This is a genomic window from Paenibacillus selenitireducens, from assembly GCF_002021565.1.
Taxonomy (GTDB): Bacteria; Bacillota; Bacilli; order Paenibacillales; family Paenibacillaceae; genus Paenibacillus_K; species Paenibacillus_K selenitireducens.
The window spans coordinates 712621-736917 of the sequence record NZ_MSZX01000002.1 but is presented as its reverse complement, the minus strand read 5'-3'; the positions used below and the strand labels follow the sequence as shown (position 1 = coordinate 736917).

Annotated in this window: 21 protein-coding genes; 5 read left to right on the top strand and 16 right to left on the bottom strand. The window is 44.8% G+C overall.

What is annotated here, in order from left to right; all coding sequences use genetic code 11:
* Positions 1-269: 269 nt before the first annotated feature.
* The 6 genes from BVG16_RS07550 to BVG16_RS07525 form a co-directional block, all read right to left on the bottom strand.
* Positions 270-3047 (bottom strand): endo-beta-N-acetylglucosaminidase, encoded by a 2778-nt coding sequence (locus BVG16_RS07550; protein WP_078497908.1) that lies wholly within the window; start codon positions 3045-3047, stop codon positions 270-272.
* Positions 3048-3147: 100 nt separating this feature from the next.
* Positions 3148-4665 carry an ABC transporter substrate-binding protein gene (locus tag BVG16_RS07545; protein ID WP_078497907.1) on the bottom strand — a complete coding sequence of 506 codons (1518 nt, stop codon included), beginning with the start codon at positions 4663-4665 and terminating at the stop codon, positions 3148-3150.
* Between the two features lie 135 nt (positions 4666-4800).
* The gene (locus BVG16_RS07540; RefSeq protein WP_078497906.1) at positions 4801-5757 is read right to left on the bottom strand and encodes a carbohydrate ABC transporter permease; all 957 of its coding nucleotides are present in this window, start codon (positions 5755-5757) and stop codon (positions 4801-4803) included.
* An 18-nt stretch (positions 5758-5775) separates the two neighbouring features.
* Positions 5776-6705 (bottom strand): ABC transporter permease, encoded by a 930-nt coding sequence (locus BVG16_RS07535; RefSeq protein WP_078497905.1) that lies wholly within the window; start codon positions 6703-6705, stop codon positions 5776-5778.
* 242 nt (positions 6706-6947) lie between these two features.
* The gene (locus BVG16_RS07530) at positions 6948-8507 is read right to left on the bottom strand and encodes a response regulator transcription factor (RefSeq protein WP_078497904.1); all 1560 of its coding nucleotides are present in this window, start codon (positions 8505-8507) and stop codon (positions 6948-6950) included.
* Complete coding sequence (locus BVG16_RS07525) at positions 8507-10342, bottom strand: sensor histidine kinase (protein ID WP_233146922.1); 1836 nt, start codon at positions 10340-10342, stop codon at positions 8507-8509. Before BVG16_RS07525 ends, BVG16_RS07530 begins: the two co-directional genes overlap by 1 nt.
* 497 nt (positions 10343-10839) lie before the next feature.
* On the opposite strand from BVG16_RS07525, the gene BVG16_RS07520 reads away from it, so the two are divergent.
* A complete protein-coding gene (locus BVG16_RS07520; RefSeq protein ID WP_078497903.1) occupies positions 10840-11298 on the top strand; it encodes an SRPBCC family protein in 459 nt (152 codons plus the stop codon).
* 118 nt (positions 11299-11416) lie between these two features.
* Here the strand turns inward: BVG16_RS07520 and BVG16_RS07515 are convergent, their stop codons facing one another.
* Positions 11417-11809 (bottom strand): DUF1259 domain-containing protein, encoded by a 393-nt coding sequence (locus tag BVG16_RS07515; protein WP_078497902.1) that lies wholly within the window; start codon positions 11807-11809, stop codon positions 11417-11419.
* 538 nt (positions 11810-12347) lie between these two features.
* Between BVG16_RS07515 and BVG16_RS07510 the strand changes: the two genes are divergently transcribed.
* Both BVG16_RS07510 and BVG16_RS07505 read left to right on the top strand, forming a co-directional pair.
* The gene (locus BVG16_RS07510; protein WP_198957431.1) at positions 12348-13535 is read left to right on the top strand and encodes an MFS transporter; all 1188 of its coding nucleotides are present in this window, start codon (positions 12348-12350) and stop codon (positions 13533-13535) included.
* 227 nt (positions 13536-13762) lie between these two features.
* Positions 13763-14458, top strand: coding sequence for a cupin domain-containing protein (locus tag BVG16_RS07505; RefSeq protein ID WP_078497901.1), 696 nt, complete (start codon positions 13763-13765; stop codon positions 14456-14458).
* A gap of 181 nt (positions 14459-14639) precedes the next feature.
* Here BVG16_RS07505 and BVG16_RS07500 read toward each other — a convergent pair whose 3' ends face one another.
* Positions 14640-15848, bottom strand: a complete 1209-nt coding sequence (locus tag BVG16_RS07500; protein WP_144027316.1) for a sugar efflux transporter — start codon at positions 15846-15848, stop codon at positions 14640-14642.
* A 132-nt stretch (positions 15849-15980) separates the two neighbouring features.
* Here BVG16_RS07500 and BVG16_RS07495 point away from each other — a divergent pair, with 132 nt between their 5' ends.
* Positions 15981-16898, top strand: coding sequence for an AraC family transcriptional regulator (locus BVG16_RS07495; RefSeq protein ID WP_078497900.1), 918 nt, complete (start codon positions 15981-15983; stop codon positions 16896-16898).
* A gap of 62 nt (positions 16899-16960) precedes the next feature.
* On the opposite strand, the gene ybaK is transcribed toward BVG16_RS07495, so the two are convergent.
* The 5 genes from ybaK to BVG16_RS07470 form a co-directional block, all read right to left on the bottom strand.
* Positions 16961-17431 (bottom strand): Cys-tRNA(Pro) deacylase, encoded by a 471-nt coding sequence (ybaK, locus tag BVG16_RS07490; RefSeq protein ID WP_078497899.1) that lies wholly within the window; start codon positions 17429-17431, stop codon positions 16961-16963.
* A gap of 114 nt (positions 17432-17545) precedes the next feature.
* Positions 17546-18697, bottom strand: coding sequence for a lactaldehyde reductase (fucO, locus tag BVG16_RS07485; protein ID WP_078497898.1), 1152 nt, complete (start codon positions 18695-18697; stop codon positions 17546-17548).
* Positions 18698-18737: 40 nt separating this feature from the next.
* Positions 18738-19580, bottom strand: a complete 843-nt coding sequence (rhaD, locus tag BVG16_RS07480) for a rhamnulose-1-phosphate aldolase (RefSeq protein WP_144027315.1) — start codon at positions 19578-19580, stop codon at positions 18738-18740.
* Positions 19581-19994: 414 nt separating this feature from the next.
* Positions 19995-20552 (bottom strand): DUF1273 domain-containing protein, encoded by a 558-nt coding sequence (locus tag BVG16_RS07475; RefSeq protein ID WP_078497897.1) that lies wholly within the window; start codon positions 20550-20552, stop codon positions 19995-19997.
* 291 nt (positions 20553-20843) lie between these two features.
* Positions 20844-22517, bottom strand: coding sequence for a glycoside hydrolase family 13 protein (locus tag BVG16_RS07470; protein ID WP_078497896.1), 1674 nt, complete (start codon positions 22515-22517; stop codon positions 20844-20846).
* A 168-nt stretch (positions 22518-22685) separates the two neighbouring features.
* Between BVG16_RS07470 and BVG16_RS07465 the strand changes: the two genes are divergently transcribed.
* The gene (locus BVG16_RS07465) at positions 22686-22979 is read left to right on the top strand and encodes a hypothetical protein (protein WP_078497895.1); all 294 of its coding nucleotides are present in this window, start codon (positions 22686-22688) and stop codon (positions 22977-22979) included.
* Here BVG16_RS07465 and BVG16_RS07460 read toward each other — a convergent pair.
* Genes BVG16_RS07460 through BVG16_RS33290 form a run of 3 tightly spaced genes read right to left on the bottom strand, consistent with a single transcriptional unit; the run spans position 22940 to position 24234 of the window.
* Positions 22940-23671, bottom strand: coding sequence for a ThuA domain-containing protein (locus tag BVG16_RS07460; RefSeq protein WP_078497894.1), 732 nt, complete (start codon positions 23669-23671; stop codon positions 22940-22942). The two genes, BVG16_RS07465 and BVG16_RS07460, sit on opposite strands and share 40 nt — an antisense overlap.
* A gap of 13 nt (positions 23672-23684) precedes the next feature.
* On the bottom strand, positions 23685-23978 hold the full coding sequence (locus BVG16_RS33295) for a Gfo/Idh/MocA family oxidoreductase (RefSeq protein ID WP_233146921.1): 294 nt from the start codon (positions 23976-23978) through the stop codon (positions 23685-23687).
* Positions 23968-24234: a Gfo/Idh/MocA family oxidoreductase gene (locus BVG16_RS33290; RefSeq protein WP_233146920.1), complete on the bottom strand. Its 267-nt coding sequence runs from the start codon at positions 24232-24234 to the stop codon at positions 23968-23970. Before BVG16_RS33290 ends, BVG16_RS33295 begins: the two co-directional genes overlap by 11 nt.
* Between the last annotated feature and the right edge of the window lie 63 nt (positions 24235-24297).

Genomic DNA, 24297 nt, shown 5'->3' with positions numbered 1-24297 from the left:
AAGGGTCATTTACCATCCTACTCCAATATTCGCCAGTTTGTCAAATGTTAGATCACAAGCTCCATTTGCCAAGTTCAGGCTTGAGTACACGCCAGCTCGTTTGTCATGCTGATATGACGTTTGGACATTGTATTTTAACAAGTTCTTTTTCTGGAAAGAAGAAACGTATCTTGTTATGTATGAGGTCTGCATAAAATAAGAGACAGCCCCCCCTTGCTGCTAAAATCGGATTCCCGATCACGCCGCAAAAGATGCTGTCTCTTTTTACCTTATTTTAATCCCTTTACCTCAAATCCATAGATCCGTGCGGCTGTATCTCCGCCTTGAGTCGGTTTTTCAACAATCAGCCTTGCATACCGGGCTGGAGTTAACGCAATCGCATGTTTACTGACTCCAGCAGTGTTATCTTTCACTGCGACAACATCAGTCCAATGCTCTCCGTCCGTACTGAGCTGAATTTTAAAAGCTCTTGAATTAAAGGCGGCTGCTTCCCCGCCAGCTTCAGCATGCTTGATCACAAATTCACTAATCTTGTGTTCTGCTCCCAGATCAACGGTCAGTGTATGCGGAGCGTCACCAACGGCACACCATTTCGTATGGTCATCTCCATCGACGGCAAATGGAGCTGCTTCCTTCTCGTTCACGAAGCTGGAGGCTGTCGCCTTCTGTTTCAACGCCAGGTCTGAGACACCGCCAACAGCTTCTTTGGTTACCGTAATCATTTGCTTGCGAATGACATCTTCACCCTCGCTATTCTTTGCTGTCAGCGTAACCGCATAATTTCCTTCTTCATGATAAGTAACGACAGGATTCCGTTCTGTACTGGAAGAAGGTTCTCCGCCAGGGAAGCTCCAGTTCCAGCTCTCCGTCACTTCTGAGGACTTATCCGTAAATTTAACGCTGTCCCCTGGGGCGATTAAGGTCTGATCCGCTTCAAAATTGGCCACAGGCTTCGGATATCCCGGCCACTCAAAAGTCACACTGGCCGATTTACCCGCTTCATAATGGCGATTGAGCGGAATCACGATCAGTTTTGTCGCAAGCTCCTTATCAAGCCGTCTCATTTCCGGTACATAGTACACGGTATTTCCCGTCATACCCATAAGCTCATATTTACCGTCTGGTTTCACGCGATAAACCTGATAATAGAGTACGTCCTCATCGTTCTTAGGAGCATCCCACGATAATCTTGCATCTCCATAGATTCCGTCACGGAAATCATTATCCGTCACTTTAAGATTTGTAACGGCCTTCGGAGTTTTAGCTTGATCATTCACCTGCGTCACCGACAGTTGACCGATATTCGCCTTATAATCCTTAATCACAGTCTGGCTCTCAAATTTCAACGATAATCCAACGATCGTGCGGCCTTTATATTGATTCAACCGCACATCGCCTTGCTTCCAATTATTATCCCCGACCGTCGTCCATTTCTTCGGTTCAAAGAAGGTATATTGGTCAGGAGCGTCCGAGAAGGCGACACCGATCTTCACTTTGCCTGCCTCTGAATTGGCTTGATAGGTTACTGATAATTCAGTTGTAGCCTCAACTGGCATATTGGTTTTATACAGCTTCAGATGAGTCGGATTGGCTGCAGACAAATCGCCTTCAAGCTTCAAGGAGCTACCCCCGTTGTAAGCCGTGCCGAAATCAAAGGCAGGAGTTAGTGGCGTCTCTCCTTCGTTCGTCTCGACGATCCAGCGCCAAGTCGGGAGAATATCCTGCAGGCTGCGGTTGCTCCAATCCTTGTCGCGCATCACTTTGCCGTCAACCGCATACAGATGGCCGTTCCCGGTATTGAAATTGGTAATAAATTCGGAGCCGTCCACTACACTTTTATCTGTAATGTCATGTGCGATACCTCTCCAGGAATAAGGATTTCCGGCTTCTGACGGGCCTGTATGGAGCGGATTTTTATTGGCGCCTACCCAGAAAATCTCTTCCTTCTCCATGTATTCCTCTTGCGTCTTCGAGCTGTTATAAGCCCAATCTGGACGATAGATGCCGAGCGATGTCGTAGCCTCTTTCCCTTCAGGGAACAAGACAGGCCAATTGTATTCATTTTCGTATCCTTCAGCCTCGACATCAATGCCGGCAAACAGATCATACGGATTGCGGCCAAGCTCTTTCACTTTTTGCGGGGAATTCAGATACGGCGTAACGTAATCATACTTACCGTTCACTTCATCCTTGTACTGCCAGCGGAAATCCAGAAACATCTGATCGGATACGCGGGACGCTCCATCCTGGAAGAACATCTTATTCTTATCCGTCAGAGCTCCTTGCCATTTAATCTTCCCTTCATCGATCATGGAGTCATACCAGACCACTTCCATCTTAGAGCCTTTCATTTGCTGCATATATTTCAGGAACTGCTGCATTTTAGCCGCATCTTCCTGCGTAGCCCCCTGGGTCTCCTGATTGATGAACCAACCGTCAAACCCATAATAATTAGCTACTTCGATCAACTTATCTGCAACAGGGAAGGATCCGTCCTTCCTTTGCTGCAGCAGATCCCTCATCCATTCGATCTTTCCTCCATGTTCTGTCTGCGGCAGAAAAACAGTGCCCAGCACCGGCACGCCATTCTTATGGGCTGCATCGATCACATCGGCGCTCGGCGGTACAATCAGCCCTTCACCAGCTGATCCACCCCACATCACCAGGTTATCGATATACTGCCAGAAGCTGAACGTATACGAACGGAAATTTTCGGAACCTTGTGAAGGTGCACCGCTGGTACTTGGATGCATCGAGGAAAGCGCTATCAATTTTGGCTGTTCTTTAGAGGTCGAATTGGTCTTCACACCCTGGAAGCGTCCTTCCTTCAATTCAACCGTTCCCCGGTTAAACGGTGCATCCTTATCCTTTGCCGGAGACCATTCAATCAGTGTGTTCGGATACCAATAAGAGGAATGGGGCTGCTCAGCCTTCGCTTGGCCGCTAAAGCCAAATAATGATGCCGCAAGCATCATGCTACCTGCCATCATTGCAATCTGATGTTTCCGTTTCGATTTCATCAAATAATTTTGTTTTAAACGTTTCATTATTAAACCTCCTACTTTCTATTACATGTCATACATTTAAGCGAGATGAGAAAGAAAGAAACGGTCAATCTCTCAACCGTTTCCCTTTCTTGCTTCCTCATTATTTTTGTTCTGCCTTCCAGGCGTCAAATTGCTTTTGGGCCTCAGCGATAACTTTATCGATTCCAGCATCCTTGAATTTTTGGATCGCTTTAGGCAAATATTCGTCCGGATCAACCGAACCTGTGTACAGTGTCGGGATAAATTCCTTAGCCACGTTCGTTACCGAAGCGACTTCTGTTTTTACCGGAGCCGTATCGAAGTTAAAGCCAAAGGTCGGAGCTACGATCGCCGAAGAATTGAATTTCTCAAACGCATCCCATTTATCCTTCGGTTCGCCTTCGTGAAGATAAGTCAGGAACATATTTCCGAGCGCAAAGCCAGGCATTGCATAGTTATCTTTCATTGCTGGAAGATCTTCAATGTACGGATCCTCCAATTTTTTGTAATGCACGCCTTCAATACCGCTTTGAATCAAGTTGCGCAAATAAACATCTGTGTTAAGCAGGTTAAGGAACATCATCGAGCGCTCCGGATTTTTCGAATACGAGGAGATCGCCATCATTGAACCGGCAGCAGAGCTCGTGTAGATGACAGGATCTTGCATTGGTCTCGTTACGATGTCATATCCAGCATTTCTTGACCAGCCAAGTTCTGCGTACGGTTGCGTAATTTCACGGTCGACTAAGAATTTACCAGTCTTAATGTTGTCGATTCCATCCAGAGTTGCAATATCCTCGCGTACATAACCAGCCTTATAGTACTTACGCATTGTATTCAATGCAGATTTCAGCTCTGGCGACTCGAGGAGATTCATGAATTTAAAGTCTTTCGTATCCAGGAACATACCGATCGGAATCTCATCACCAATCAGGAAATCAACTGGCAAGTAAGGCTTGAAGCTCTTAGGAACGGCTAACGGAGTGATGTCTGCCGGTTCCTTCTCTTTTATCGTCTTCAGCAACGGCTCCAGATCCTCTAATGTCGTTACATTAGAAATATCTAGATTGTATTTATCTAAATACTTCTTGTTGAAGCGCCATACGAATTGCTGAGCCAATTCTTTATTGGCCGGAATCCCGTAGTTAACACCCTTTACTTTTGTACCTTCAAGGAAACGAGGATCGAGTTTTTCTTTGATTCCTTTTCCATACTGTTCAAGCAGATCATTCAATGGCATAAATGCGCCTTTAGCCGCATTTGGCAAGTAGTCAAATGCCCATGAGCTTGTAAACGCGATATCATAATCCTCGCCGGAGCTGGTGATAACCTGCATCCGCTGACTGTAATCACCCCAGTCGATCATATTAATGTCGAGTTTGGCATTGATCTTCTCAGTCAAATATTTATTAATTTCTTCTTGTACCTTAGGCAGATCCTTCTGATTAGGTCCAATCATATACATCTTCAACGTTACCGGATCCAATTTAGAAACATCGATAGTTCCATCGTTTTGGACGGCATCTTTCTCCTTGGCAGGTGATGTGCTTGTTTCATTCTTGCTTCCGCATCCGGTTAGTGCAGCGGACAGCAACATAACCATTGTGAGTGACAACAATGAAAATTTCTTCTTCGTCATTTTCTTTCCCCCTGATTGTAGAATTTAAATGCCTATTGAAACCGCTTAACAACGAGCCTTAGGCAATTCCCCATAAGCTGCATGCTGTCGCGGTAACAAACTTGATCATGTAAATCACTTGCTCGAATCCAAGTCTTAACCTTTGACTGAGCCTACTGTTAAGCCCTGTACAAAATACCGCTGGAAGAACGGATAAGCCATAACGATAGGTAAGGTCGCCAGTACGACCATTGCCATCCGTATCGTTTCCGTAGGCAAACTCGCTGTTAAATCGACAGTAGAGCCGATATTCTGCGCATTTTTGGTCAGGAAGTCCATATTCTTCTCAATCTGCATGAGCAAATACTGCAGCGGAGGCGTAACTTTTGGACTATTATAGTACATCAGAGCATTGAACCAATCGTTCCAATAACCGAGCGAGCTGAACAGTCCGATCGTTGCGATCCCCGGTAAAGAGATCGGTAATACGATTCTAGCAAAAGTCAGGTACTCGCCGGCTCCATCAATTTTCGCCGATTCTATAATTTCATCCGGAATCGTGGTTTGGAAGAACGTCCGCATTACGATGATAAAGAAGGCACTCATCGATAGCGGCAAGATCAGTGCCCATAACGTGTTCTGCAAATGCAAGAACTGTGTCATTACGATATAACTCGGTACCATACCACCGGAGAATAACATCGTGAAAAACGCCAGGAAGCTAAAAAATCCACGGAATTCAAAGCTTCGTCTTGAAAGTGCATAGGCGTAGGTTGTAACAAGAAACAGACTGAGCAATGTACCTATTACGGTTACGAGCAGCGTCACTCCAAAAGAGGTAAACAATTCACTACCTGTCTTGAATATGTACTCGTAAGCATCCGTACTGAATTTACTAGGAAATAAGCTGAACCCCTCAAGCGCCAGCGTCTGTTCATCCGTGAAAGAAATGATAATGACGAAGATAAACGGAAAGACGCAAGAGAAAGCAAACAATCCGATGATAACATTAAATATGACATTCCAGAAAGGCGATATAGCATTATGATCGCGTTTCTTCTTTCTTCTTCCCGCATCTAGTTGTCCGGCGGGCTTCGTCTTGATCTGTGGCATGGATAGCACCTCCGTTAATTAGAAGATCGCATGATCTCTTTCGAGTTTTCTGACGATGTAGTTGGCAATTAGAATAAGCACCAAACCTACGAGTGATTGATATAAACCGGCCGCAGTACTCATACCAACATCACCCATATTCATAAGACCACGATAAACGAAGGTATCGATAACATTGGTCACTGGGTATAGCGCACCCGAATCCTTTGGCAACTGATAGAACAGTCCGAAGTCTGATCGGAAAATTCCGCCAATGGCCAAGATCGTCAAAATAATCATTAACGGTTTAAGCAGAGGTATAGTAATATAGCGAATTTGCTTCCACTTGGTCGCCCCGTCGATCACCGCGGCTTCATAGTAGGATTTATCGATCCCGGTAATGGAGGCTAGATAGATGACACTGTTGTAGCCGACTCCTTTCCAAATCCCTACAAAGATAAGGATGAAAGGCCAATACTTCGATTCGGAATACCAGCTTATCTTTTCCCCGCCGAAGAATGTGATAATTTGATTTAATACTCCCTTATCCATGCTCAGAAAGGTAAAAGCAAAGTAGCTGATAATAACCCAGGACAGAAAGTGCGGTAGAAACATCCCGGTCTGATACACCTTCGCCATCTTCTTGTTGACCAATTCACTCAAGAGAATTGCGAAAGTGACTGAAATGACTAGCCCCAGCAAAATAAAGGCTAGGTTATACAGAATTGTGTTCCTCGTAATAATGTAAGCGTCATTTGTCGAAAACAGATACTCGAAATTTTTGAACCCAACCCACTCGCTGTTCATCACGCTAGCGAAGAAACCATCACGGCTGATCCGGAAATCTTTGAATGCTAGAACTGTCCCGAACATAGGCAAGTAGGCAAAAACTAGAAACCAGATTGTTCCTGGTAAAATCATGATCAGCAATGCTCTGTTTCTAACAACTTTCTTTAAAAAAGCCGACATGATTCTCTCCCTCCTTTGCTGCTGTCATCCTCAGGTGCCTAAAAAGCCCTCTTGGATGGAATATAGAAAATGTCTGTCTTAACTTCTTCTATTGTCCCAAGAAAGCGCTATCAGCATCAAGTTGAAAAATGCTCGAATCCTATGTACAAATTAAAGATACGAAGACAATAAGAACCGCCCGCATATCACGGACGGCCCTCAATAGGAATACTGATGTATATAATTTCGCCAAAATAATGGATTTATTTCGTATACATATGCCTTAATTCCGTCGGAGAGACACCCGCGTATTTCTTGAACTGGCGATAAAAATAGGAGGTGTCGATATAACCTACATCAGCTGCGATCTCCGTCGTTTTCTGATCCGTGTGAATTAACAATTGTGTGGCTTTCTCAATCCGGTAGTGGTTCACATAATCAGAGAAGCTGAGGCCGACCTCCTGCTGAAACAGTTGGCCTAAATAGTTCGGATGCATATCCAGCTTCTGACTTATTGTTTTGAGCGATAATTCCTCGGCGTAATGCTCCTTCACCTGCTCTATTAAGTCAGCTACATGCCCGCTGTATTCGTGCTGAATCGTCTCTTCTCTATTATTCATGCTGCGCTGTACAACCGACACGACATGCTGTATCAATCCACAAAGTGTATTAATCCTTGCAAGTTGAGCAAAAACCTCACTGTAGTCGGGACGATCCTCCAAATCCTTCGCGCTTAGCATGAGCCCAATCGCTGTATTGAGACAAGTGCTTCTAGGAATTCTACTGCTCTTGAACAGATCTGGAAGGATCGATTCGATGAACTCAACGACTGCCTCTTGCTTACCTTCGATCAACAACCTGATATAAGCCTCCTGGTCCCAGACTGCGGTGGAAGATTCCTCCTCTTCCGGCAATATGGACTCCATAAAGACTGTCTTATCCTGACCGGTAATAAGGTAACGCTGAAACACCATCTTAGCTTGCCTATAACTATGCTGAACTCCTTGAAAATCACTACTGATCACGCCGCGTACCGCCCACACCGGCAAATCTGTCATCTTAGAGATTCTCTCTGCCGTAACAGAGGCGTTCTCAAGTACGGCCTCCTGATGCTCTAAATGATCTGAGACATAGAGAACGACCAAATCCTCATCCCCGTCAGGGAAACAGATTACTTCTACCTCGTCTTCTGTCTCAACAGCCGCACGTGCAATGGCGCCGCACTCCTCACTCAGTCCATTCGGCCGGTGCAACCGAGAAATCGACTTCTCCTCGGATACGATGTGGAACACCAGCGTCTGAACATACTTGTAATTTAACGGAATTCCCAGAAGCTCGGCTCGATGCTTGAATTCCTGAACTTCGATCTCTCCCAGAACCCAGCGCTGTAAAATATTGCTCTGCAGTACTCTCCAATCTTCCTCATAACGGAACATATTGAGTTTTTCCCGTTCCCAGTCACCCCGGATATGTCTAATTGTCGATTCCAACTCGTCAATATTAATCGGCTTCAATATGTAATTCTCGATTCCTAACGTAATCCCCACTTTAACATATTCAAACTCCTCATAACCGCTTAGTACAATAAACCGTGTGCGCGGATGAATCTCCTTAACCCTTTTAATCAGCTCCAAACCGTTCATTCGCGGCATCATGATGTCCGTAATCACCAAATCCACAGGTTCTTCCTTAATCCGCTGAAGCGCGGTCTCCCCATCATTCGCAGATCCGGTAATTTGAATGCCGTAATGCTGCCAATCCGTTATAGAGCTTAGACCTTGAGCAATCAATGGTTCATCATCAACAAAAAATACCTTTTTCATTAAAGTATCCCCTCTTTCAGCATAGGTATCTCCATTCGAACCTCCGTACCCTTCCCAAGTTCACTGAACACGGTTATACCATAGTCCTCCCCGTAATTCATACGAATTCTGTCATGCACGTTAATTATCCCGATCGACGGGTTGCTCTTCTCCATGAGGTGCGTAGACGCGGATAACATCTGGTCGATCTCCTTCAACCTCTCGGCCGGGATTCCGAGTCCATTGTCCTTAACCGTAATGGCAACCCGTTCACCACATCGCGCCGCTCGAATCATCACCCGATTATCCTCATCGAGGGATCGAAAGCCATGCACAATATAGTTCTCCACAATCGGCTGAATAAGCAATTTAATAATGCTGCAGCCGCTGATGCAACGCTCCATCTCAATTTCTACCTCTAGCCTGCCTTCATAACGGATTTGGAGCAGATCCAAATAATTGGAGCACATCTCGATCTCCTCCTCAATCGTTACGATCGTATTTTTCTTCACCATGCTCTTGAACATAACGGAGAGGCTGTACACCATCTTCCCGACATCTCTAGCCCCCATCGAGTAAGCCTTCATTCGGATCGACTCCAGTGTATTATACAGAAAATGAGGATTGATCTGAGACTGCAAAGCTACCAGCTCGGCATGCTTCTGTTTGATTTCCGAGGTATACATTTTATCAATATACTGCTCTAGCCGTTCGCACATATCGTTGAATCTTTGTGAAATTTGCTGCAGCTCATCCTCTCCTGTCATCTGAATCCGGGTTGACAAATCCCCTTCTCCGATGCGGCTCATGGACACGATGATTCTGCGTATTTTATTGGAATACTTCCTCATCATCGTAGACGTTATCACGAAGCTAGTGATAAAAAACAGTAGCGTTACGATAATCAATGTGTTCCTTAGACCCACCATACTAGCCTCAATCGTCGATTTTGACACAATGCCAACAACGGAAAGACCCGCATTCCCGATATCCAGAACATTGACCTTGGATGGCTCGTTCAGTTCCACCCATTTTCCGGTAGTGTTCAGCTCGTGTCGATAAGGATATACCTGCCCGACATATTGACCCGTTGGATCATACAGCACTTTGCCCTGCGAAGTCATGACCAGCATCTGTCCATGATTAACCGGAACCTGACTGCTTAACCAGGCAGATAACTGCTTAGGATCAAAATCCACAACTAGCATTCCTATTTTGTCCAGGGTCCAGGGATCCTGAAGCTCACGAGAATACGAGTACATCTGAGATGAAGAGTCATTTACAGAGTCAGATGTATTTAGTGCATTGCTCGCCGTATCCCATATATAGGCATGTCGCATCATTAACCAATTTTCCCATGAATCACTGGAACCGCTTTCATACTCGAGATTCTGTTTATCCCTTTCAAAATTCATGCTGAATTTTCGCGGATAACTGTAAATTGTCACTCTCCTTGCTCCCGGCTCTTGCTCCAAATAATTTTTGACCAAGGTGCTGTAGGAACGAGGCCGCTGCTCATTGGTCTTCGTAAATTGATTCAGCCGATAGCCCAAATAATTCTCATACGGATGATTCAGAAAATAAACCAGATCATCGCTTAGCGTCGCATCCCCATATATTTGCTGAACCATATTTTGAATATTCATATACTGCCTATTAAGATAGAGGCTCAGTACCTGGGCCGTCTTCATATTGGCATCCGTCTGCTCGCGGATGATCCGCTGCATCTGATACTGATACATCATAATTGCCGCCGTAGCGAACAGTACCATCATTACAGCCGAGTACAAGAGAATAATCTTGTTGAACATTTTCCGTTTTAGATGATTACGGTAAAATCTGCGAAACTTAGTCACACAGAACACTCCTGTCCATTCGATATTCTGTTCGCGTTACAGTGTAACATTGGTTCGTGAAAGCGGGCAAACTTATTTTTTGTGAAAATCCGCTCGGTCAGCACCATTCGATACTTTAATTTCCTTCATCATAACACGGAACTCTATATTCAAAAGATATAGATATAGCTTGTTTTATGGAGGCTTGTCCGCCCTCAAAAAATAACAACAATATCCCCCTCGTTGTCCCACACTTCATTTTTTCTGAAACGGCTGTTCACAATAAAAAATCTTCCTTATAAAACTAAAACGAACGGGAAAAATAACCAAAAAGCCAAATTCGACATGCAGACAAAAGGATGCGAATTTAATTGTCGTTGAATGGCACGGACGAAATAAACTGCATTACCTGAATGTCGCTCCTATCGGAGAGATATACGATCGTTGGATTGGAAAATATGAACATCATCGCATTAAAGCTTTGCGTAATCTGAAAAAAAATCTGGAGGAGAGAAACGATGACTGACACGACTTTCGTTTATGTTACCTACATCGCAACAACACCGGAAAAACTGTGGGAAGCGTTGACTAGCAGCGATTTTACCGAGCAATACTTCTTCGGAAGCCAAATTCAATCTGATTGGTACGAAGGTTCAGACATTACCTTTTCGCGGAATGGGCAAGTTTCCGATTACGGAAAAATACTAAAGTGTGAGCCGCATCGCTTACTTTCTTTTACATGGACTTATGTGGAAGATAAAGCCTCTCGCGAGAAGCCGTCACAAGTTACTTTTGAACTGAAACCGATGGATCATTCAACCGTAAAACTAACACTTAAACATGAAAATCTGGTGCCTACTGACATTGTAGATAAGGACGATACCTTTGAGGGATTAAATAATGGATGGCCTGCCATTATGAGCAACTTAAAAAGTTTGCTCGAAACAGGAAACACCTTGCCGCCCATTTCAATATAAAATGCGTGAGCGATGCAATGACGTGTGGGTCTCTAGATTATTATTAGTAAGGTCAGCATATCGACAACATACATGTTCGGGTACATGAAAGAGAGGGACGAATCGCCCCTCTCTTTTCTCATTTATGAATAACATCTAACGCTCGTCTCACTTTTCTTGCAAAAACGAGTGGTCTATCAACCACTTCAATATTGATATAAATCAAACGAGGCTGCTCGAATAACCATTCGTTATGGACAGACGAAACTTTTATTCCTTGATTACGAATGGCTGTAATGAATTTATTGACTTCTTTCTGTAAGAATGCCGCTCTACCTACACAAAGCGCTCTGCCAGTTCTATCATTTAATGATTCGAACGAAAAAGAAGACGTTACTCTAAATCTTTTCCCCAAAATTGTTGCCCTTATTTGATTTCGATTGATTGTCGAGACGCATTTTCCGCCAGCAAAGCCGGATTGACCCCCAATAATCCTGGAGAACCGCTCGCAAAGCGAACCGTTATTTGCCATCCTTCATTTCCTCCCCTGTTTTTCATTTATGGTATGAGTACAGGAAAAGGATTGAACCGGATTATCGTCTAATATAACGATGAACATGAAGACTATCGCTGCGTTCCCGTAGATTTGGGGTGCCTCGTAAACCACCTTTTTTTGTCGTTTCCAAATTAACAGTGAGCAGCACTCCACATGTGTCGTATGCGAAAGCACTATAACTTGTCCAACAAAATTACCTCGTTTCATATTCATGACCTATGACGAAATGCGCCACAAGACGTAAGTTATGTTCCACGAGCATATTACGTGAATAAGCACAACCCTCCGCTGCCACTTCGCACCTTCTCACCCTATTTGTTTTCAAATTTCATGAATTGCGCTTGCCTTTCAAACCATAAAAGTATGATATTTAAACTTTACAAATATTTTTCGTTTATGAATGTCTATGATACTATAACAAGATGCAAGCAGATGAGACTATCAACGATTTTGAGCGCAATAGACTCTTCTTTCAGTTCGTCCACACCATATCGATCACAGAGGGGTAAATTTCGTGTCAAATAAATCTTCATTTCCACTTTTATTAAGTAACATGTTTTTAGCTATGCTGGGTATGGGTCTGATTATCCCAGTCTTGCCAGAGTTTCTCCATGAATTAGGTGCAGGTGGACAGGCCGCTGGATATCTTGTTTCTGCCTTTGGAGTCACTCAATTTATTTTCTCGCCTATTGCAGGAGATATATCAGATAAATACGGGCGCAAGCCGATGATCATCTTCGGGATTAGCTTGTTTGCTCTCTCGAATCTACTAGCAGCCATCGCATCTGATCTGACGCTATTATTCGTATCCCGCTTCATCGGCGGTATCGGCTCAGCCGCACTAGTCCCTTCAATCATGGCTTATTTAGCGGATATTACATCCGAAGAAGAGCGGGGAAAAGGAATGTCATGGCTCGGTGCATCAATGACTTCCGGTTTCATCATCGGACCAGGTGTTGGCGGCTTTCTTGCTGAATTTGGTATGCGTACACCTTTCTATGCATCTGCATGCCTCGGTCTTCTAACGATGGTATGTACCATTATATTATTGCCCGAATCCCTGTCTTCGGACCTTCGCTTGAAGCGGCAGCAATCTAAGGATAAAAGGGAAAATATTTTCCGTCAGCTCGCACTTTCGTTTAAATCCCGTTATTTCATTCTCCTGTTGATTATATTTGCGATGACGTTTGGTCTTACTCACTTCGAAGCGATTTATCCGCTGTTCGTGGTTCAGAGCTACGGATTCACGACTCGAGATATCGCGATCTTATTTACGGTATGTTCGTTGATCGCTACGTTCAACCAAATTGTGTTAACCGGCTGGTTAACGCGAAAGATTGGCGAGAAAGCGATTATCAATTACACGCTGCTCTTTTCTGCAGTAACACTTATACTTTTACTGTTTTCCGGCAATTTCTACTACGTGATGACCATCACGATGTTATTCTTCACGTTCGGTAACATCTTGCGACCTACAATTAATACATTATTATCAAAAGAAGCCGGAGAGGATCAAGGACTCGTGGCCGGGATGAACAATGCTTACATGAGTCTTGGCAGTATTTTCGGACCTATCATTGCAGGGATATTATTCGATGTGCACATCAATCTACCTTATCTGTTCGGTGCGCTCGTCTTGCTTGGGAGTGTCGTTGTGTCTATCAAAGGGGTAAAGGTTAAGAAAGATGTAACATCCTCATGAATTTCTTCTTTAATCGTGAAAAGTAAATATATAGCCATAAACGCCAACCCTTATGATCCGGGGCTGGCGTTTTTTTACTTTCAATAATAGGATTTCAAATAACTCGTGCTTCATGTTTCCAGTTAACGGTGTGCATCAACCAAAAGGTTAGACATTCACCCTTCCCTAGGCGAACGCATAGGATACCCTATTGGTTATTTAATTTGAATGAAGGGCGGAATTAAAGAATGGCTGTTTCGTACATGGATTACACGTCTCCTAACACGCAATTTACTTTTGATCTGAACAATAAATCGTTCTACAAAAAAGATAATCAGAACTACATCAATCAACTAGGGATTGAACAACTAAATACGTTGGGAGACACTTCCTTATTGGATATATTCCTAAACACCGGAAATGTCGTGGAACCCCATATTCACCAGAATGCTTCGGAGCTTGTCTATTGTATCGCCGGCGCTGCGGTCGTGTCCCTCATCAACCCGTTCACGAATCTGCTCATGAACTTCCCGATCAAACCCCGTCAGGTCGCAAATGTTCCGCAGGGATGGTGGCATTATGAAATCGCGACCGAAGACAATACCCATCTGCTTGCGATATTCGATGCTCCGACGCCGGAAGCGATCTTCGGCTCTGACATATTCAGACTGACGCCAGCGAACGTCCTTGCCCATACTTACTGTCTAGATGAAGCAACAGTCAAAAAGGCCTTTGCGCCGATTACCAAAACCGTTGTCATCGGACCTCCGATCAACTGCAATAATATCCAACCGCGCGAACAGCAAAACACGCAACAACCCGTGCAAATAGCATCCCAAGAACCCGCAAACCAACCGCAAAGCGACGATAACCAACAAGCCCATGTCCATCGGCATCAGCAACACCAGCCCCAACATCGTTCTCCGCAGCAACTCCGTCGTTAACCGGGACCGTAAATTCGAATTCAATCGCACAAAAAAAGGGCAGAAGTTCAAACCACGAGGTTTGAACGCTGCCCTTTGCCTTGCGTCGCCGATTCTAAGAAGGGCTACATCATACGGGTGTATATCATCGTCATCCCCGACAAACAAAAGCCATGCTAGAATATCTAGCATGGCTTTTCATTCATGAATGGGCAACCGTTACGCCTTCATTCACGGTTTGTGCTTTCGTCCGCGTGAATAAGAATAGCGCCGCTGCGCCTAGCATCAAACACATCAGGTACACATTCCGGTACCCTGCGACCTGTGCGAAGAATCCCCCGCTGATGTTGCCGACCAGATTGCCAATAATCGTTGCATTCGAGAACATCGTTGTCGCCGTCCCTGCCATATGGGGCATCAACTCTTGGAAATAACTAAGCCCGATACTCATCAGGATCGCGACGAATGTCGCTTGCAGCAGCTGCGCGGCAACGATCTGCCATACCTGCGTTGACACAAGCATGACGGCGTAATACGACAGCCCCACCAGACAGCCCGAGATCATCAAGCTGCGACTCGACACGCGAGCGGATAACAATCCCAATCCAATCATAATCGGAACTTCTAATCCGGCGCACAAACTTGTGACAATTCCTACGTCTGCCTTCGTTCCATTTAGCGTATGCACAATGAACAACGCCGTGTTGATATAATTCGTGCTATGACATATGAACAAAATAATCAACGCGATGAACGGAACTAACACTTGTTTTTGCCGCAAAGGAGATTTGTCCTGTGAGATCGACATCGCTCCAATCTTCTTCGGCATGGGTTTCAAGAATAGAAAAACAGATACCGTAATGATCAAAAAGATGATCGACGTACCACTGAATACCCCCTTGTACCCCACATTCGTCAAAAGAACCGTTCCTACGAGAGGACCTATGAGGAACCCAAGCGAAAATAAGGAACGTAATAGTGAATTTGCAAAAGTCGTGTCCTGTGACTCACTTTCAATGAGAGATTCTCTTGCCGATGCAAAAATTTGCGACATAGCAGGCGAACCGATGCCAATGAATAAGGCCACGACAACCAATAACACGTAATAATTGTGAAAGACCAAATACGATCCATATCCCATGGCATAAGACATGGTGGCTACCATAATGATGATTTTCCGATCCATTCCTTTATCCGATCTTGAAGCGATCAAGGAATTGACAATGACGCCGCAGAGGGACAACGTAGCCATAAATAGCCCGAAAGCTCCCGTACTCATCCCGAGCACTTCCGTGCAGTATAACGATAAGAAAGGTCCTGTTAATGACATTGCAATGCCGAGCAATGTCATGGAAATAATAAAAAGTGAATAGTTCTCTATTCGCAATAATTTGATCATCCGCGTACCCAATCCCAAAATGCCTCCTAGTTTCTGTATCTCATGATGAAAAGGTAAACCTTATCCATTATAATTAAATTAATCTATTATTTGAATAAGATATCTCGCCATAAACATCAACTATTCTGCTAGGAAGTGTTCACAATGGAAGTAAAACTGCATGCTTGTTCCTATGCATACCATACTAAGCCGTACCGTTTATTCTATCATCGGCCGCCCTTCTTTCTCTTTCGCTTGCAAATGCATGGCACGTGTAAAGCGCTCGTTGATCAGAAGCTGACCGTCATTGAGCCTGGTGATTTACTCATGTACCAACCGGGAGATCCCTATGAGCTGCAAATCGGGAAAAAAGGCCCTGCAGAGAGCGGAGATTATTTCTTACTCTGCGAAGGGGCCTGGATCGAAGCGTGGTGGAAGCAGTCTGCACGTAAAACCAAGCTGCGCATTCGGTTAAGTTCCGGGATTGTCTCCTTGTGGCAGCAGCTCTGTGCGGAACAACACCGTCTAGAGCCCAATACGCTGCTCATTCAACATCTGTTATGCGCGTTATGCTTGTCGATCGATCAGATATCGGTAGAATCGGATACGACGCAGCGCTTCTCGAACAAATCCGTCATGTTATGTAAAGAGATGAAACATTATATTGAAGAGCACGCTTTTGAAGCGATCCGCGTAGAGGATATCTCGAAGGACGTGGGACTCAGCGAATCCAGGGCATCCCATCTATTCAAAGATTACTTCGGGTATACGATGATTCAATACGTTCAAGAGGTTCGGCTACGTAATGGCTTAAATCTCATTCAATTCACCGACTATACGTTGGAGTACATTTCAGAGATTTGCGGGTTCAATAATTACTCCTATTTCCATAAAGTATTCAAGGAGAAATTCGATCTTACGCCAGGAGCCGTACGACAATCGCCCGAGCGTTACGAGTTGTCTAACCGCCTGTCCAACCAAGCCGTATACGAAAAAAGTGATTCGGGTACTTCCTCTGAAGCCAAAGCTTATTTCAAATCGTCGCAGGCTTTGGATTCCCCACAATTGGATTCCCATCCATAAAACATACAGAAGAGCACCCTCTCGGGTGCTCTCTGTGCCTTTCGCAGGATTCTATCTTTCTTTTACGTGATCGAAGCAAGCGTTGCTTGACTCACTTCAATCAGATCCGAACCCTTCAGAAATATTTGCAACCCCCGCTTGCCGGCGCTTATGCTAATCGGATCAAGGTTCAATGCCGTCTCATCGATGAACAACGGGTAATTTTTCTTCGTTCCCATCGGAGAAACCCCGCCACGAATATATCCCGTGAGTCCCAGAATATCTTTCATCGGAACCATCTCAACTTTTTTATTCCGACTAACGGCCGCTAGCGCTTTTAATTGAAGTTCTTTGTGGGCCGGAATGCAAGCCATCAAGATCCCTGTCTTATCCCCGCGAAGCACCAACGTTTTAAATACCTGCTCACAAGGCAGGTTTATCTGCTCAGCCACGTGCATCGCATTCAAATTATCTTCATCCACTTCATATTCATGCAAGGTGTACGCGATATTATGCTTGTCCAGCAGGCGGCACGCATTGGTCTTACTGCTCATGATGAACCACTTCCCTTATTCACGCTTTTATTCTTCTATTTTACTATTGAATGGATGAATTCACGAATAGAAAAATGGAACTGCGCCGAAGAGAACGCAATTCCATGCAGAATGCTAGTAAATCGAACGATACAAGGATGCGATTTCATCGACACTCGTATCCCGAGGATTCCCACCCGTACATACATCCGCAAAGGCCGATTCTGCAAGAGCAGAAATATCCTCTTCCCGAGCGCTCACATCACGCAGTCTCGTAGGAATACCTACGTCTTGACCGAGCTTAGCAACGGCTTGGATTGCTGCTTGCCGCGCCTCCCCAATAGACATCGATTCCGTGTCCTTAACTCCCATCGCACGTGCGATATCCCGGAATTTCTCGCCCGTGTAATCCGCGTTATAGGCCATAATATGCGGCAGAAGAATAGCATTGGCTACACCATGCGGCGTATCGTAGAACGCTCCTAAAGGATGGGCCATCCCATGCACGAGACCCAAGCCAACGTTCGAGAAGCCCATGCCCGCAATATATTGGCCCAATGCCATATCTTCTCCGCCTAATGGATCGCCTTGAACCGAAGCCCGCAAGGAACGAGCAATGATTTCGATCGCCTTCAAATGGAGCATATCCGTCAGTTCCCAAGCACCTTTTGTCGTATAGCCTTCAATCGCATGCGTCAATGCATCCATACCTGTCGCAGCCTTTAGATTTGTCGGCATACTCGCCATCATTTCCGAATCAATGAAAGCGACAACGGGAATATCATGCGGATCGACGCACACGAACTTGCGACGCTTCTCTTCATCGGTAATCACATAGTTGATCGTGACCTCTGCAGCAGTTCCTGCCGTCGTTGGAATGGCAAGGATCGGAACCGAAGGATGAGCCGTATCAACAGCCCCTTCTAAGCTCTTTACATCAGCGTATTCTGGGTTATTACTGATGATCCCAATCGCTTTACACGTATCCTGGGGAGATCCGCCGCCTACGGCGATGAGATAATCGGCACCGGATTGCGCAAAAGCTTCGACCCCTTTTTTCACCACAGCAATGGTTGGATTCGGAATCACTTCATCATAAATATCGTAAGCAAGTCCTTGTTGATCTAGCATATCGGTTACTCTCGTCGTAACGCCAAATTGAATTAAATCTTTACTGGTGACAACGAGCGCCTTCTTGAAGTTTCTCTTCTTCACTTCATCCACGATGTGTACAATGGCGCCTGCACCAAAATATGAGGTCTCATTCAGTATCATTCGATTTGCCATATTGATAATACACTCCCTTTTTCATCATCTATTGGTAGAACTATTGTAAATGTAATACACCAGCCAAAGGGGTGACGCCGAACGCTTGCGCTAAATCCGAGAGCTGTTGATCTGTGATCACGCGCTTGATCTCATGACCTGCTGTCAGCATAAAAATCTGCGCGGCCTTCTCCACGGTTTCAATGAGACCAAAAGCCTCATCGATTGAGGTTCCCGTTCCGAAGATTCCATGCTGAGGCCAGATAACCGCATGGAAATCTTTCATCTTGGCTGCGGTTAGTCGACCGATTTCCGTCGTTCCGGGCACTGTCCAAGGGATAATTCCGACACCGTCCGGAAAAACAACAATGCATTCCGTACACATCTGCCACAAGATCTTCGTTAGCTTCAGCTCGTCTAAATCATGAATGAACGTCATGGCCAGAACATGCGTAGCATGGTTATGCATAACGACACGATGGTTCGGATCGATCTTCAATCGCTCGATATGACTCATGAAATGGGTGGGCAGCTCGCTTGTAGGCACTGCATGATGGGCAAGCCCCCAGATCACTTCCAGGTGCTCTCCCGAAGGATCTACACGAATGACACCAAGATTACCCTCCGGATCAGCCATCACATTCTTGAAATATTTGCCAGACCCTGTGACAATGAAGTATTTGCCAATTAATTCTGGTACCGGAAATGCAAGCTTCAGCGTCCGCTCTACATGATGAATATCCAAGTATTGCGCTACTTCCGCTTCCTCCAACAGGTAACTCACGTTGCCGCCATTTCGTTCATCCCACCCATTTTTCCACATATGTTGGGTTATTTCAGCAACCTCTCGAATAAACGGAACATCCAAGGCCTTTACGTTTTTCTTAGCAGGTATCATACCCATGTCATCTCTCTCCCCTGTCTCCATTTAAGGCTTATCCTTTAAGTCGAACATCTTCCTCCGATTTCTTCACCTATTTATACGTTACCGGAGGGTAATTCCAAGCATTGAGAAATTTTTCACTTAGTAATGTGTACGATTTTTCAAGTCATTGCTCCATTTCCTAATGATATATTCTGTTGCATGCTACGTAGCTCCAAGATCCACGATAATTTGTGTAATCATACAAATTCGCTGCTGTTGTTCTATTTTTATTTTACTTCTATTACAAAACAAATACAATATAAACAAAGAAAAACAAATAATAGTTTTATTTGTTTATGTCTTTTTTATGGAATTACAAAAAAAAGCACCCCTAAATGGGTGCCCAAGATATCCGTAGTTCATGCTCCTATTCCATACTCCTACTCCATACTCCTATTCCATAAACCGCAGATTCTCTTCCTCTGCTACACTTTGTATATCTTCCGGCGTAATACTGATAACCTGATAACCCTCCTCGATCTGTTTCTTTATGGCTCGCTCTTTGTAAAATTTCGGACTGCCTTCCCCTGCATCTTCATCGTATAAGATCAGAATTCCATCGGTCTTGCGAAAGAGTAAATCATCCCGCGCTTTCAGTTGCCATCCCCCGCTATACGGTTCTTTGCTAACCGATGCATAGTAGTCAACTTGGCGAAGCAGGTCTCGATAATAGTTCTGCTTGTCTTCTTTCCACTTCTCCTCGGGATTTGCATAGGCAGTAATGATCGATACTTTAAAATCAGGATATTCCGATTTCAAAGCAATTCCTGCTTCGCAAGCCCACAGATCCACGCCGAACGTTCCTGGCGTAATCATCCATTCCAGACCTTCTTCGATCAAGGGAATTAACTTATTCGTGATGCATTTCTTAATATAGTCAATTCCCACATGCTTCTGATTATAAATCTGAAGCTCATGGGCGCGATATCCTGTCACTAAAAGATTCTTCATCGAAGCGCTCCTTACCTCATGTCTCACGAACTCATCCTGATTTCCTTCCCATTGTACCTCATTCCAAGCGATAGGAGAAAACAAAAGATGGAATCATGCAGGATAAGCCATGATTTCATCATGATACTGCTTTACGGATTTACTTGTTGTAGCTCGAACATGCCTGCATCATTATTCAATGTGATATCCGAAGCATAAACGGTATCTGTCACATTCGTTACCCTAGACACTCCTTCACATAATCACAAAAAGGCCATGATCCTTTGATCACGGCCTTTTCCCCATACATTCTTACTTCAGCTTATACACTCTAGCCTCGTAAGGACGCAAATCCATCTTGGCTTGCGGCTCCACAGTGACATCGTCATAGTTCGCAATGATAAGCTCGGACACGCTAGCGCCCTCTTGTAAATCAACATGTGCAACTTGATCCGAGAAATTCAGCACGATAAGCCATCGCTCATCCCCAAGGGTACGTGTATAGGCATAGATTTGATCGTGGTCCTCGGCGCGAATATCGTAGGCACCGTACACCATAATCGGATGCTCCTTACGCAATTGGATGAGTTTCTGATAGTAATAGAAGATGGAATCTTCATCCTGCAACGATTCCGCTACGTTAATCGAATGGTAATTCGGATTGACGCGAAGCCATGGTTCCCCTGTGGTAAACCCCGCTTGCTCCGACGTATCCCATTGCATCGGCGTCCGCGCGTTATCTCTGCCTTTCGCATAAATCGAAGCCATCGCTTGTGCAGGAGATCCTCCCTGCTCTTCAACCGCTTCACGGTAGAAATTCAACGTTTCAATGTCCTGGTATTGTTCAATACTGTCGAATTTCACGTTCGTCATACCGATTTCTTCACCTTGATAAATGTAAGGCGTCCCCTGTAACGTATGCAGGAAGGTCGCTAACATCTTGGCAGATACTTTCCGATACTCCGTATCATTTCCGAACCGGGATACCATGCGAGGTTGATCATGATTGTTCAGATACAAGCTGTTCCAGCCTTTGCCGTTCAAGGCATATTGCCATTTGCTCGTAACAGCCTTCAGGTCAGACAGCTTCCAAGGCTTCACATTCCACTTCCCGCCTTCACCGGAATCAATCCCCATGGTCTCGAATTGGAAGACCATGTTCACTTCATGATTGTCGGGATTCGTATACCGTGCAGCGCGTTCTGGGGTTACATCAGGCATTTCTCCCACAGACATTGCATCATAACGGGACAAAACCTGCTCATTCATTTCTTGCAAATACTGCTCCAGTCTTGGACCGCATATAAAGAACTCTCCGCCCCAACTGTACCGATCCGTCCCGGCACTTGGCAATCCGTCCGCTTTTGAAATGCAATTGATGACATCCATGCGGAAGCCGTCAATGCCTTTCTCCATCCAGAAGTTCATCATGTCATACACTTCTTGTCTTAACTTCGGATTCTCCCAATTTAAATCCGGTTGTTTGCGGGAGAAGAGATGCAAATAGTATTCTTCCGTAGCTTCATCATATTGCCATGCAGAGCCGCCAAAAAACGATAACCAATTATTCGGCTCCGTGCCATCCGGCTTCCCCGGTCTCCAAATATAATAATCACGATACGGGTTATCCTTTGATTTCTTCGATTCCTGGAACCAAGCATGTTCATCAGACGAGTGATTGACGACCAGATCCATGATTAATTTAATGCCGCGGTCATGAAGTCCTTGCAGCAACGCTTCCCAATCCGCCATCGTTCCAAATTCATCCATGATCGCTTGATAATTGCTAATATCATATCCGTTATCATCATTGGGAGATTGGTACACAGGACTCAACCATACGATGCCGATCCCAAGCTCGTGTAAATAATCCAGCTTACTGATAATCCCTTGTAAATCCCCAATACCATCCCCATTGCTATCTTTGAAACTGCGAGGATAAATCTGATACACCACTTGTTCCTGCCAAAATGCACCTGTTGTCATCTCGTACCTCCTATAATGTACTGTTTCATTTTCATTTCATATCTTGAGCTTGATTCCACTGTGGTATCTCGTAAACCCACCAAGCGATTCCTGATGTCTTTTGTTCAACTATTACGTATAATAAGTAGGTAAGCATTTCACATCACATATTTGAAGGGGGCTCTACCTATGGGAGCAACGAAAGCCAAAAAGCTAAGAGAAAAACGTATTCGCGAAGGCAAATACGATCCAACGAATCAAAGAGGATCTTGGAATGGAATCCTCCCGATTGAACGCACCACGCCTACACGCCAAGAAGCGCAATTGAAACTGCATAAGAAACACAAACAAAAATGGAATCAATCGCACGCGGGCGACGATTCCATTTTTTTGTTGCCCCGTTTGCTTTATCTTAAGATGTCATGCCCAATGTCTGCGAATCTCTATTTCCCAATGTTCTCGATCGGTGCTACTCGTCCGTAAGTTATACTCGGACCTTGCGTTGGAGCAGCCCAACGAACAGCATTCGAAATTACCTTCAACACTTCAGGTTGATGATAGACAGGGAATGTCTCATGTCCTGGTCTGAAGTAGAAAATCTTCCCTTGTCCTCTGCGATAGCAGCAACCACTGCGGAATACTTCTCCCCCCTCGAACCAAGAGATGAATACCAATTCATCCGGCGCAGGAATTTCGAAGCGCTCGCCGTACATTTCTTCTTTCGGAATCTCGATATATTCTCCGAGTCCTTCAGCGATGGGATGACCTGGCTCGATGACCCAAATTCTTTCCTTTTCACCGTCATCACGCCATTTCAATGCACCGGTCTTCGTCCCAAGCAGACGCTCGAAAATTTTGGAAGCATGACCGGAATGAAGCACGATCAACCCCATGCCGTCCAAGACTCTGCTGCGTACCTTCTCAACAATATCATCGCGCACTTCTTGATGGGCGATATGCCCCCACCAGATTAGCACATCCGTGTTCGCTAACGTAACGTCGTCCAGACCATGATCTGGATCATCCAGCACAGCCGTTTTTACCTCGTACGTATCTTCCTTCTTTAAGTATCCAGCAATCGCATTATGAATCCCTTCAGGATAAATGCCTGCTACAACTTCGTTATGTTTCTCGTGTCGATATTCGTTCCATACAGTTACTTGAATGTGAGCCATGAAAATAAACCTCCTAAGATATTGAAATCCATCGTTCTTCTGTACAAGATTGAATCATTGCATCTAGCGTAACTTGATTCCTATAACCATCCTCGATGGTTGCATCCAAGCCGTCACTCCTCCCGCGCAGCAAACGGAAGAATGCTTGCATCTGTCCGGTGTGGCACGCGTCAGGAATTTCTACAGGATAAAAGGTTGTGTCCCTTTGTTCTTCGAATCTCACTTGTAAGACATCCTCTGCCTCCAAGTTATAGACGAGTGCACCCTCGGTACCATAAATTTCAATCTGCTGATAATTACGGCGCATCACGCAGCATAGCCGCTTCATCGGTATCCAATGCAATCGGTTTTTCCAGTGCGAATGGCTTGCGGTACTGGATGGCATCATACGCCACTTTGAAGTGATTCCAATTCGGTGTGCCGATCGTCACGGCATCTAACTTTGGGTCCTTAAGTATCTCTTCGTGATTAAGAAACCGACGAGATTCAGGGATATCATATGTACTCCCTCTCTGCTCTAGAATGTCGCCAAGCCCAATGACACCGATTTTGAGCTTCTCCATTATCCACTATCCATTTCCTCAGTACGATTGAAATTTCTACCTCAGTATAGAGTGTGATAGAAT